The 12,969-nt window shown below is 43.9% G+C and carries 12 protein-coding genes; 10 read left to right on the forward strand and 2 right to left on the reverse strand.

Annotated features, from left to right (window positions below; translation table 11 throughout):
* On the forward strand, window positions 1-242 hold a 242-nt coding region (locus tag G470_RS13300; RefSeq protein ID WP_205617922.1), incomplete at its 5' end, for a transposase.
* A 134-nt stretch (window positions 243-376) separates the two neighbouring features.
* On the opposite strand, the gene def is transcribed toward G470_RS13300, so the two are convergent.
* Window positions 377-943, reverse strand: a complete 567-nt coding sequence (gene def / locus G470_RS0109495; RefSeq protein ID WP_028274615.1) for a peptide deformylase — start codon at window positions 941-943, stop codon at window positions 377-379.
* 156 nt (window positions 944-1,099) lie between these two features.
* Here def and gdhA point away from each other — a divergent pair, with 156 nt between their 5' ends.
* The 9 genes from gdhA to G470_RS0109540 all read left to right on the forward strand — a co-directional run bounded on the left by gdhA (window position 1,100) and on the right by G470_RS0109540 (window position 12,591).
* Complete coding sequence (gene gdhA / locus G470_RS0109500; protein WP_028274616.1) at window positions 1,100-2,449, forward strand: NADP-specific glutamate dehydrogenase; 1,350 nt, start codon at window positions 1,100-1,102, stop codon at window positions 2,447-2,449.
* Window positions 2,450-2,451: 2 nt separating this feature from the next.
* Window positions 2,452-2,775 carry a hypothetical protein gene (locus G470_RS0109505; protein ID WP_028274617.1) on the forward strand — a complete coding sequence of 108 codons (324 nt, stop codon included), beginning with the start codon at window positions 2,452-2,454 and terminating at the stop codon, window positions 2,773-2,775.
* Window positions 2,776-2,857: 82 nt separating this feature from the next.
* Window positions 2,858-3,964, forward strand: coding sequence for a pyruvate dehydrogenase (acetyl-transferring) E1 component subunit alpha (pdhA, locus tag G470_RS0109510; RefSeq protein ID WP_028274618.1), 1,107 nt, complete (start codon window positions 2,858-2,860; stop codon window positions 3,962-3,964).
* A gap of 2 nt (window positions 3,965-3,966) precedes the next feature.
* The gene (locus G470_RS0109515) at window positions 3,967-4,944 is read left to right on the forward strand and encodes an alpha-ketoacid dehydrogenase subunit beta (RefSeq protein ID WP_028274619.1); all 978 of its coding nucleotides are present in this window, start codon (window positions 3,967-3,969) and stop codon (window positions 4,942-4,944) included.
* Window positions 4,945-5,061: 117 nt separating this feature from the next.
* Window positions 5,062-6,717: a 2-oxo acid dehydrogenase subunit E2 gene (locus G470_RS0109520; protein ID WP_028274620.1), complete on the forward strand. Its 1,656-nt coding sequence runs from the start codon at window positions 5,062-5,064 to the stop codon at window positions 6,715-6,717.
* Window positions 6,718-6,729: 12 nt separating this feature from the next.
* Window positions 6,730-8,136 carry a dihydrolipoyl dehydrogenase gene (lpdA, locus tag G470_RS0109525; RefSeq protein ID WP_028274621.1) on the forward strand — a complete coding sequence of 469 codons (1,407 nt, stop codon included), beginning with the start codon at window positions 6,730-6,732 and terminating at the stop codon, window positions 8,134-8,136.
* Window positions 8,137-8,314: 178 nt separating this feature from the next.
* Complete coding sequence (locus tag G470_RS0109530) at window positions 8,315-9,097, forward strand: inositol monophosphatase family protein (protein ID WP_028274622.1); 783 nt, start codon at window positions 8,315-8,317, stop codon at window positions 9,095-9,097.
* Between the two features lie 162 nt (window positions 9,098-9,259).
* Window positions 9,260-11,092, forward strand: a complete 1,833-nt coding sequence (typA, locus tag G470_RS0109535) for a translational GTPase TypA (RefSeq protein WP_035445503.1) — start codon at window positions 9,260-9,262, stop codon at window positions 11,090-11,092.
* A 323-nt stretch (window positions 11,093-11,415) separates the two neighbouring features.
* Entirely contained in the window at window positions 11,416-12,591 is a 1,176-nt protein-coding gene (locus tag G470_RS0109540) for an FtsW/RodA/SpoVE family cell cycle protein (protein WP_028274624.1), read from the forward strand.
* Between the two features lie 68 nt (window positions 12,592-12,659).
* Here the strand turns inward: G470_RS0109540 and G470_RS14215 are convergent.
* Window positions 12,660-12,969 (reverse strand): IS30 family transposase (locus G470_RS14215; protein ID WP_028274482.1); only part of this gene is annotated, 310 nt, incomplete at its 5' end.

The following is a 12,969-nucleotide window of genomic DNA, read 5'->3' on the forward strand; positions in this document are numbered from 1 at the left end:
GGGTCCGAACTATCCTTCAAACCGTGGACAAGTACTACTCATCTATTGAGCACGCGTTTACTTACACCCTCTCGAATGGGGCGATTGAAGGCATGAACAATAAAATCAAGAATATCAAGCGTTCAGGATACGGGTACCGGAACTTTTACAATTTACGTGCCAGAATTTTGATCAGTTATCAGTTGACAGCTCCCACCCATCCGCCAAGAGCATTGACCTTCGAAGAGGAAGACGCAGTTTAACAAAAGAGGACAAAGTGAGTGATCACTTTGTCCTCTCAAAAGACTCACCAACACTATTTGACATAGAGCCCTTATGAGCCGGAAAGTGCATCCGGTTGGAAGCAGAGTCTTACTTTTTGCTATTGAAAAGAGAATTAAGATAGAAGAGAAGTGTTCTCATCCAATTCAAACGGGTTCTCCTCATTGATGTGATCGTAGAACATCACACCGTTCAAGTGATCCATTTCGTGCTGTACAACGATGGCAGGGTAATTCCGCAGGCGTTCTTTGTGTTTGTTTCCATCCAAATCATAGTAAGAGATAGTAATCCGGCTGGCTCTCGGTACATAACCCGGCACTTCTCTATCCACGGACAGGCAGCCTTCGCCATCAGCCAAGCAGGCGGTTTGGACTGAATGACTCAAAATTTTTGGATTAACCATAATGGTGCTCAAAACCGGCTCATCCGACTCTTCAGGATCTAAAGAAGGGATATGGACGGCCAGGATGCGTTTGGAAATATCCAACTGCGGGGCGGCCAAACCAACACCTGCACGCAAATCATATTTTTCAGCAATTTCAGGATCTTGGCTGTTCACTAAAAACTCCATCATCTCTTTGCCTAATTGTTTGGTTTCTTCAGAAATAGGGAAAGGCACTTCTTCCGCAACTTTTCGCAAAGTCGGATGCCCCTCACGGATGATGTCATCCATTGTAATCATAAATCTGTCACTCCTTAACTATACGTTCATTCGTTGTTTTGTTCATCTATACATTGTAGCACTGGTAATAAAAGAATGCACGGTCTAAAGAAAGATATTTTGTTTTATGAACGTTGTGTGTCATAATAATAACACGAAATTCGAGGAGGAAAAATGATGCTTGATGCCAAAAACTATGTAAACCATATATTTGAAGAAGTCAAAAAAAGAAATGCAGGGCAACCGGAGTTTCTTCATGCGGTGGAGGAATTGTTGGATTCCTTGGAACCCGTATTGGAAGAACACCCTGAATACATCGAAGAAAACATTCTGGGACGAATCACTGAACCGGAACGCGTAATAGAGTTTCGTGTGCCTTGGACAGATGACGAGGGAAGAGTGCACGTCAACAGAGGCTACCGCGTTCAATTCAACTCTACAATTGGACCTTACAAGGGCGGATTGCGGTTCCATCCTTCTGTGAATCAGAGTATCGTCAAGTTCTTGGCGTTTGAACAGATTTTTAAGAACAGTTTGACCGGACAAGCTATCGGAGGCGGAAAGGGCGGCAGCGATTTCGATCCGAAAGGCAAATCCGATCGAGAAATTATGCGTTTCTGCCAATCTTACATGACGGAGTTGCAGGCATACATCGGACCGGATCGAGATGTTCCTGCTGGCGATATCGGTGTAGGGGCGAGAGAGATTGGCTACTTATACGGCCAGTATAAAAAGTTAAATCAATTCGAGCCGGGTGTACTAACTGGAAAACCTGTATCTATGGGCGGAAGCTTGGGCCGGACAGAAGCGACAGGATACGGTACGGTTTATTTTGCGGAACACATGTTGCAGGATAACGGACAAAGTCTCGCTGGAAAAAGAGCGGTGGTCTCCGGAAGCGGGAATGTGGCCATCTATGCGATGGAAAAACTGATTGAAAAAGGAGCGATGGTCATCGCCTGTTCCGACTCTTCCGGATTTGTGGTGGACACCAACGGAATCGACTTGGACCTCGTGAAAGAAATCAAGTTGACTAAACGCGGAAGAATTAAGGAATACACACAAAGCAGACCGGATGCCAAATATTATGAAGGAAACATTTGGAGCGGTATGGAAGAAACCTATGACTATGCGTTCCCATGTGCGACTCAAGGTGAAATCAATCTCCAAGCTGCTCAGCACATGCTGGAAAAAGGAGTAACCTGCTTGGCTGAAGGGGCAAACATGCCGTGTGACGCGGATGCGGTTCAATTATTTATCGAAAAAGGCCTCTTATACGGGCCGGGGAAAGCTGCAAACGCGGGCGGAGTCGCGGTCTCTTCTTTGGAAATGCAGCAGAACAGTCAACGTACGAGTTGGACGTTTGAAGATGTCGACACACAGCTTCAGCATATAATGAAAGATATCTACCAAAAAGCAAAAGAAACAGCTAAGAAATATGGAAAAGAAGGCAACTTGCTCCAAGGAGCCAATATCGCCGGATTTGTTCGAGTAGCAGACGCAATGATCCGTCAAGGCGTCATATAGAAATGAAAAACAACCAGAGCGGCAAAAATGCTGTTCTGGTTGTTTTTGAAAAGTGCCACGATTGTGAAGGCGGGTACATGGAGAACAGACTCAGTTTGGAACAGTTTCGTGTAACAGAAGCCTTGATTTTATATAACAGGTTAAAAATGCTGTTTCATTACGGTCTCTACAGAGGAGTGAAAAAGTGGCGATTCGCTTTTTGCTCATTTTTAATAGTGAAGCATGTCGCTGGAAAAATTGAACCCTTTTCATTTGAGATAAAAAAGCGTAAATTGCCTTTAAATGGCTTGCAAAATCTTAGGAACCATGATACTGTAATAAAGTAAAGGGCATGATTGATACAGTTTTCTGAAACTGTATCATGATAAGGCTTTCAACTTTTATGAAAAAGAGAGGAATGGATGAGGAATGGCGAACAAACAACCTGTCGACTACGAAGCGCTGATGAGCACAATCGAAGCGGCATTTCCTATGGTACAGATCCTCGATAAAGACGGCAAAGTTGTCAATGAAGACATCATGCCTGATTTGTCTGACGATCAACTAGTTGAATTAATGAGAAGAATGGTATGGTCAAGAATCTTGCACGAACGCTCAATGGCGTTGGCACGTCAAGGACGTTTAGGATTCTACGCACCGACGGCTGGACAAGAAGCATCTCAATTGGCAAGTCACTTTGCTTTTGAGAAAAAAGACTGGCTTTACCCAGGATACCGTGACATTCCCCAATTGATCCAACACGGACTTTCTCTTCCACAAGCATTCTTGTGGTCACGTGGTCACGTTGAAGGAAACAACTACCCAGAAGATTTGAATGCAGTTCCACCACAAATCATTATCGGAGCTCAATTCATCCAAGCGATGGGTAACGCGGTTGGACAAAAATTGAAAGGGTCCGATGCAGTAACCTTCACGTACACTGGTGATGGTGGATCTTCTCAAGGAGACACTTACGAAGGAATGAACTTCGCAGGAGTATACAAAGCTCCAATCGTCTTCATTATCCAAAACAACGGATACGCAATTTCCACTCCTCGTGAAAAACAAACTGCAGCGAAAACAATTGCACAAAAAGCAGCAGCTGCTGGTATTCCAGGAGTACAAGTAGACGGAATGGACCCATTGGCTGTTTACGCAGTAACAAAACAAGCTAGAGAATGGGCAGCAGCTGGAAACGGTCCTGTCTTGATCGAAACAATCACGAACCGTTTCGGCCCGCACTCCACTTCCGGAGACGACCCGACTCGTTACCGTGACCAAGAAAGTTTCGACTACTGGGAGCAACGCGACCCACTTATTCGCTTCCGTAACTTCTTGACTGAAAAAGGCCTATGGTCTGAAGAACAAGAAGAAGAATTGATCGAAAAAACTAAAGAAGAAATCAAAGCGGCTGCTAAAGAAGCAGACCAAGCTCCAAAACAAAAAATCTCTGACTTCTTGAAGAACATGTTCGAGGAACCAGGACAAAACATTCAGGAGCAAATCCGTGAATTTGAAGCAAAGGAGAATAAATAATCATGGCGAACCTCACAATGATACAAGCCATTACTGAAGCCTTGGACCAAGAAATGGAAAAAGACGAAAAAGTATTGGTTTTTGGTGAAGACGTTGGTAAAAACGGCGGCGTTTTCCGTGCGACTCAAGGTCTACATGAGAAATATGGCGACGATCGCGTAAGTGACACGCCACTTGCTGAATCCGGTATCGGTGGTATGGCTTTCGGTTTGGCAATCCAAGGATTCCGTCCTGTTATGGAAATCCAGTTCTTCGGATTTGTATTTGAAGTAATGGACTCCATCGCTGGTCAAATCTCTCGTACACGTTACCGCATGGGCGGAAAAGTGAACATGCCTGTAGTTGTTCGTTCTCCATTCGGTGGTGGTGTACACACACCAGAAATGCACGCAGACAACTTGGAAGGTTTGATGGCTCAAACACCTGGTTTGAAAGTGGTTATCCCATCAAACCCTTACGATGCAAAAGGCTTGATGACCGCTTCTCTACGTTCCGAAGACCCAGTTGTTTTCTTGGAGCACATGAAGTTGTACCGTTCATTCCGTGACGAAGTTCCGGAAGAACAATACACTGTTCCATTGGGCAAAGCAGCTGTTGCGCGCGAAGGTAAAGATGTATCCATCATCACTTATGGTTACATGGTTCGTGAAGCTTTGAAAGCAGCTGAACAATTGGAAAAAGACGGCATCTCTGCAGAAATCATTGACTTGCGTACAGTTTCTCCATTGGATGTTGACACCATCATCCAATCGGTTGAGAAAACTGGCCGTGCAGTGGTTGTTCAAGAAGCTCAACGTCAAGCAGGCGTTGGTGCGGCTGTCATTTCTGAAATTTCCCAACGTTCCATTCTTTCATTGGAAGCTCCAATTGCATTTGTTGCAGCTCCAGACACAGTTTACCCATTCGGTATGGTTGAAAACGACTGGTTGCCAAATGCTGCTGACATTGTTGAAAAAGCGAAAGAAACAGTGAACTTCTAATCAGAACCCAGATAAGGAAAGCAAATGCAGTACTTAAAAAATTGCATTTGCTCTTCCATCTTTTCTATGGGATTATTTCAATAACAAAGCATAATAGAAGAAGGGAAGAAAACAAACATGGCTTACACATTCAAAATGCCAGACGTCGGCGAAGGAATGGCAGAAGGCGAGATCGTCAGCTGGTTGGTTGCTGAAGGCGACACAGTTGAAGAGGGCGATTCTGTCGCAGAAGTCCAAAACGACAAATCTGTAGAAGAATTGGCTTCTCCAGTTGACGGTACAATCAAAAAAATCGTTGTTGAAGCAGGAACAGTTGTAAACGTTGGCGATGCAATCTTGGAAATCGATGCAGAAGGCTACGAAGACACTGAGGAGGCTTCACCTGCAGCAGAAGAGACTGCAACACAAACAGCAGCATCTTCTCAAGAAGCAGCTGCCGGAGCAGGCGCTGGCGGATACTTCCAGTTCAAAATGCCAGATATTGGTGAAGGAATGGCAGAAGGCGAGATTGTCAGCTGGTTGGTTGCTGAAGGCGACACAGTTGAAGAAGGCGACTCCATCGCAGAAGTTCAAAACGACAAATCTGTAGAAGAATTGGCTTCTCCAGTCGACGGCACAATTAAAAACTTCTTGGTTGAAGCAGGAACAGTCGTAAACGTTGGCGATGCAATCGTTGAAATTGACTCTCCAGAAAACAACCCACAAGGTGGAGCAGCACCTGCAGCAGCTCAAGAAGCTCCAGCAGCAGAGGCGGCTAAAGTACCAACACAAGCATCCGGAGAAGTTGTGAAAACATCTGATCCAAACAAACGTGTATTGGCTATGCCATCCGTTCGTAAATATGCTCGTGAAAAAGATGTGGACATCAGCTTGGTTGAAGCAACCGGAAAAGGTGGACGTGTCTTGAAAGAAGACATCGACCGTTTCGTAGAAGGCGGCGGACAAGCTCCAGCACCTGCAGAGGCTGCTCAAGCAGAAACTGCGGCTGAAAAACCAGCGAAAGCAGCTGCTTCTGAAGGAACTGCAGTGGCAAACATTGAAGCGAAGCCATTCGAATCTGGACGCAGCGATCAAGAAACTCGCGAGAAAATGTCTACAACTCGTAAAGCTATCGCTAAAGCAATGGTTACAAGCACTACAGTTATTCCATCAGTTGCTTTATTCGACGAAGTTGTCGTTGACAAGATGTGGGATCACCGTAAGAAATTCAAGACCATTGCAGCTGAACAAGATGTTAAGTTGACATTCTTGCCATACATCGTTAAAGCTGTCGTTTCAGTATTGCGTAAATTCCCTGAATTGAACGCATCTATTGATGACACAACAGACGAAATCGTCTACAAAAACTACTACAACATCGGTATCGCAACTGATACTGACCGTGGATTGTATGTACCAGTCATTCAGGATGCTGACAGCAAAGGAATGTTCCAAATTGCGAAAGAAATCACTGAATTGTCTGGAAAAGCTCACGAAGGTAAGTTGAAAGGCAGCGACATGGCTGACGGATCCATCTCTATCAGTAACATTGGTTCTGTGGGCGGAAGCTTCTTCACACCAATCATCAACTACCCAGAAGTAGCGATCATCGGTGTTGGACGTATTGCACAAAAACCAGTCGTGAACGCAGAAGGCGAAATTGTTCCTGCTCGTGTTCAAGAACTTTCACTTGTCTTTGACCACCGCATCATCGATGGTGCAACCGGCCAACAAGCTATGAACGAATTAAAGAGATTGTTGAGCGACCCAGAGTTACTCTTAATGGAAGGTTAAGGTGAAGAACAAATGGTAGTAGGAGATTTTGCAATTGAGCTGGATACAGTTGTAATCGGTGCGGGACCTGGCGGCTATGTAGCTGCCATCCGCGCTGCACAAATGGGACAAAAAGTTGCCATCGTTGAAAAAGAATACATCGGTGGAGTGTGCTTGAACGTTGGATGTATTCCATCTAAAGCGTTGATTAGTGCGAGTCATCGTTATCAAGACGCTTTGAACTCCACGCTTTTCGGTGTCACAACTGAAAATGTCACACTTGATTTTGCTAAAACTCAAGAGTGGAAGCAAAACGAAGTTGTGGCAAAATTGACAAACGGTGTAGAAATGCTTTTGAAGAAAAACAAAGTGGAAATCATCCGCGGCGAAGCTTACTTCAACGATGCAAACACTATGCGTGTCATGACCGAAACAAGCGCTCAAACTTACACTTTCAACAATGCAATTGTTGCAACAGGAAGTCGTCCAATTGAAATCAAAGGTTTCAAATTTGGCGAACGCGTATTGGATTCCACTGGTGCATTGAACTTGCAAGAAGTTCCTGAATCAATGGTAATCGTTGGGGGAGGTTACATCGGAAGTGAGTTGGCAGGTGTATACGCTAACTTGGGTACGAAAGTAACTATCCTTGAAGGACTTCCATCCATTTTGAACGGTTTTGACAAAGACATGGTCAAATTGGTTGAAAAGAACTTCAAAAACCAGGGCGTTGAGATCATTACAGATGCAATGGCTAAAGAAGCTGTTGTTAATGAAAACGGCGTAACTGTTAAATATGAAGCAAAAGGCAAAGAAGAGTCCTTGGACGTTGACTACGTACTGGTTACAGTCGGCCGTCGTCCAAACACAGACGAGTTGGGCTTGGAATCTGCTGGTGTGAAAATGACTGAACGCGGATTGGTCGAAGTTGACGAGCAAGGAAGAACCAGTGTTCCGAACATCTACGCTATCGGAGACATCGTTCCTGGACCTGCTTTGGCACACAAAGCAAGCTACGAAGCGAAAATTGCCGCTGAAGCTATTTCCGGTGAAAAAGTTGCGGTTGATTACCGCGCAATGCCGGCAGTTGCTTTCACAAACCCAGAAATTGCTTCTGTTGGTTTAACAGAATCCGAAGCAAAAGAACAAGGTTTGAAAGTGAAAGCAACTAAATTCCCATTGGGAGGAAATGGCCGTGCTTTGTCCCTTAACGCAACAGACGGATTTGTCCGCCTCGTGACAACGAAGGAAGACAACGTCATCGTGGGGGCACAAGTTGCAGGTATCAACGCAAGTGATATCATCGCAGAATTAGGTTTAGCAGTCGAAAGCGGCATGAACGCTGAAGACATCGCCTTGACTATTCACGGACACCCATCCTTGGGTGAGTCTGTCATGGATGCTGCAGAAGCAGCTCTAGGCATGCCAATTCATATGTAATTTAATTCAGACCTGGGTTTTCCCAGTTCTTGAACGAACCGGAGTAGGCAGGATAACACCTGTTTTGCTCCGGTTTTTTGTGATTTAATTGTACGAAAAATTCAAAGGTACTTAGGGTTTGTCTATGTTGGACATTTTCGATAGAATGAAAGAGATAGAGTGTGAGGGGGATGATGTATTGGATGGTATAGAAAAACGTGATCGTCTGATTCGATCCTGGATTGAGGAAGCTGCTCAAAAAATCCAGCAGCATGCTTCGGCGGATCCGGTGGTGGAAGAAAAGACCGGACGCAAAGATTTAGTGACGAATATGGACCGGGAAATCGAACAGTTTTTTGTTGAAAAAATAAAAAAAGAATACCCAGCTGAGCGTATTTATGGTGAGGAAGGCTTCGGAGATGAAGTGAACGATTTATCAGGAATTGTTTGGTTTGTGGATCCGATTGATGGGACGTTGAACTATGTGCTTCAAAAAGAAAACTTTGCCATTATGCTTGGAGTGTATGAAGATGGAGAAGGCCGAATGGGCTATATCTATGATATGAACACACAGTCTTTGTACTCTGCCATCAAAGGAAAAGGGATTTTTAAGGACAATGAACCTTTCGCTGTTCCAACAGATCAAAAACTTTCAGATGGATTGCTCGCTTCCAGCAGTCTGTTGATGACAGATGACCGATTTGAGCAACACCGAGACGTCGCTAAAAAGACGCTGGGGGTACGGATGATCGGTTCGGCGGGGTTAGAGATTCTGGAAGTCTTGAAAGGGAATGTAGTCGGATATATGGCCGCGTCACTTGAACCTTGGGACATTGCTCCTGGGAAGGTCATGATGGATGAAGCGGGGATTTGCTGCACGCAGTTTAATGGAGAAGACGTCAATTTATTAAGAAAAAACAGGGTGCTTTTTGCTTACCCGACGGCGTACAGAGAGATGATGGACTCTTTTTCTGAAAACTAACTATTTACAAGAGCCTTGTTCTTCGGTATAATAACCAAGTTACCTAGCATGAAGCCATAAGTCATGACGAAGACATTTATTCTCTGTGCGAACGGCTACTAAGAATAAATGTATTTTTTTGCCTGCTGATGGGTAAGGCCATATTTGGAGGAATCATATTTAATGAAAACAAGAAACGATATACGAAATGTTGCTATCATTGCTCACGTTGACCACGGAAAAACAACTTTGGTGGATGAGCTGTTGAAGCAATCTGATACATTGGGAAGCCGCACAGCCATGGATGAACGTGTCATGGACTCAAACGCGATTGAAAAAGAACGCGGCATCACAATTCTAGCCAAAAACACAGCAGTAAAATTCAGAGGAAACCGAATCAATATTTTGGATACTCCAGGACACGCAGACTTCGGCGGAGAAGTAGAACGTATCATGAAAATGGTAGACGGAGTTGTATTGGTTGTTGATTCTTATGAAGGTACCATGCCGCAGACACGTTTTGTGTTGAAGAAGGCGTTGGAACAGAAATTGACACCGATCGTAGTTATCAACAAAATTGACAAACCAACAGCAAGACCTGCTGAAGTGGTGGATGAAGTTTTGGACTTGTTCATCGAATTGGGTGCAGACGAAGAGCAATTGGAATTCCCAGTTGTCTATGCCTCTGCATTGAACGGAACAAGCAGCTTCTCAGATGACCCAGCAGATCAAGAAAAATCAATGGATCCTGTATTTGAAACGATTATGGAAGAAATTCCGGCACCTGCAGACAATAGCGACGAACCGTTGCAGTTCCAAGTGTCTCTACTGGACTACAACGAATACGTTGGACGTATCGGAGTCGGGCGTGTATTCAGAGGGAAAATCAAAGTCGGCGACCAAGTGGCGTTAAGCAAGTTGGACGGCACAACGAAAAACTTCCGTGTCACCAAATTGTTTGGCTTCTTCGGATTGCAACGTGAAGAAATCGAAGAAGCCACTGCAGGCGACATCATTGCCGTTTCAGGGATGGAAGACATCTTTGTCGGTGAAACGGTCACTCCAGTTGACCACGTTGATCCGCTTCCGGTGCTGCACATCGATGAACCGACCCTTCAAATGACGTTTTTGACAAATGATTCTCCATTTGCAGGACGTGAAGGGAAATGGGTGACTTCCCGTAAATTGGAAGAACGCTTGATGTCTGAATTGCACACGGACGTGTCCTTGCGCGTTGAAAACACAGAGTCTCCAGATAAATGGATCGTTTCTGGACGTGGAGAACTTCACTTGTCCATTTTGGTTGAAAACATGCGCCGTGAAGGATACGAGTTGCAAGTTTCTCGTCCGGAAGTAATTATCCGTGAATTTGACGGTCAAGCATGCGAACCATTTGAACGTGTTCAAATCGACACCCCTGAAGAATACATGGGTTCCATCATTGAAGGTTTGAGCCAACGTAAAGGCGAAATGCAAGATATGGTCCACACAGGAAATGGCCAAGTCCGGTTGGTTTTCTTGGTGCCTGCCCGTGGGTTGATTGGATTCACCAACGAATTCATGTCAATGACTCATGGATATGGAATCATGAACCATACATTCGATCAGTACTTGCCTGTCCTGTCTGGTAAAATTGGCGAACGCCGTAACGGCGCATTGGTTTCCACTGAAACCGGAATGGCCACCACTTACGGCATCATGAATATTGAGGACCGGGGAACCATCTTTGTAGAACCTGGTACGGATATTTATGAAGGGATGATTGTCGGACAAAATAACCGTGAAAACGACATCGCCGTTAACATAACGAAAGAAAAACAAAAGACCAACGTTCGTTCCGCCAACAAAGACCAAACAAACGTTATCAAAGCACCACGTATTTTGACTCTAGAAGAATCTTTGGAATTTTTGGCAGATGATGAGTACTGTGAGATCACTCCGGAATCCATCCGTTTGCGCAAGAAAATCCTAAACAAAAACATGCGTGAAAAAGCAGCTAAACAAAGCAACAAATAAAAGTTGAACTTTAAAAGAAACCAATCAGAAACGTTCTGATTGGTTTCTTTTTTACATACAAATACCCCCGTCGCTTCCAGCCATTCTCTTTTCTAATTTGACAGAGGGGTATTGTTGATTGTTTTGAGTGTGCTATAATGTAGAAAATGATGGCAATAAAATTATTTTAAGAGGACTGCAAGTCCAATTTAGAAAGAACATGCGTAAAAAGGCCAGTCGATTATATCACTTAAAAAATGATTGACCGATGTTTCCAATTGAAGCATATGCATAAAAAGAAAATTGAACAGTGAATGGGGGCATAGGCTTTAGCGCTGGTTTTCATGAATAAGTTTAAGTTAGTGGATCTTTATGTATTGATTCCTTATATTGTTTTGTCAATCACCGGTATTTTAATGGTTTACAGTGCCAGCAGCTATATTGCAATGGCAGATTTTTCCAATCCACAGCATTACTTGTTGAGGCAAAGTATGTATGTCTTGGCCGGAATGATCACAGCGGTGATAGGGTATTTGTTTCCTTATAAATGGTTGAAAGAAAAGAAACTGGTTATGATAGGGACCGGAGTTACGGTTCTGTTGTTGTTTCTTGTGTTGTTATTTGCAGAAGAAATAAACGGTGCCAAAAGTTGGTTGAGTTTAGGGCCGATCAACGTTCAACCAGCGGAAATTGCAAAAGTGATTGTCATTTGGTATTTCGCATATATACTGTCTCGAAAACAAAAAAATGTGGTTGAAAACCTATGGAAAACAATTGGAGCACCGGCCGTATTAGTCGGTTTCATATGTTTTTTAATTTTTATTCAGCCCGATGCCGGAGCGGCAATCATCTTATTCGGTATCAGTGCAGTGATGATTTTTGCAAGCGGGGCGTCCCCGAAAATCGGGGTTATGTTCGGAGCAGGAGGAGCGCTTCTTTTGACAGGGTTATTGGAATTGATCCGTCATTATGGCGATTCGTTGTTTTTCCTACAAGAATATCAGTATAATCGTTTCCTGGCTTTTTGGGATCCATTCGCGCTCTCTCAAAGTACCGGGATGCAATTGGTTAACTCTTATTACGCGTTGAGCCGCGGCGGACTGTTCGGTGTCGGTATCGGACAAAGTGTACAAAAGACAGGGTATCTTCCAGAACCGTATACGGACTTTATCATCTCTATATTGGGAGAAGAACTAGGGTTGGTAGGAGTTCTTGTTGTATTGGGGCTTTTCTTTTTCTTGATCAGCCGCATCTATTTGGTCGGTATCCGCGCCAAAGACCCATTTGGCTCTTTAATATGTATCGGAATCGCGACTATGTTCCTTGTCCAAGGATGCATTAACCTCGGTGGAGTCATCGGCTTGATGCCAATCACTGGTGTTACATTTCCGTTTATCAGTTTTGGCGGTTCCAGTACAATCGTTTTGGCGGGCTCCCTTGGCTTGGTGCTGAATGTAAGTGCGCATGAAAAAGGTCATCAGTTAATCAGACGGAAGCGACAGGCACATACGGCTTCTTGAGATGTACCTAAATTTGGAGGCCCTCTGAAAAAGAGGGTCTTTTATATTATTTCGTTTGTCAAATTAAGCTAGAAATAATTTAAACCTGATACATTCTCCAGAAAGACCTCCAATGGGGTCTTATAGTTTAAAGATTTTCTAGGTATTTTATTCCTTCGGATTGCGACAGAAGAAATAAATTGTTGATCGACTTCGTTGAAGTCCATTTGTTTAGGTAACCCATCTTTACGTAAGAGACCGTTTGAATGTTCATTTAGTCCGCGTTGAGAGGGACAGCCTGGATCCGCAAAGAAAATAGAAATATCTTGTTGATTACTTAAGTTTTTCCAATTGGAAAATTCCTTGCCACAATCAAATGTAATCGACTTAAATATATTC

The organism is Atopococcus tabaci DSM 17538, assembly GCF_000429585.1.
GTDB classification, from domain to species: Bacteria; Bacillota; Bacilli; order Lactobacillales; family Carnobacteriaceae_A; genus Atopococcus; species Atopococcus tabaci.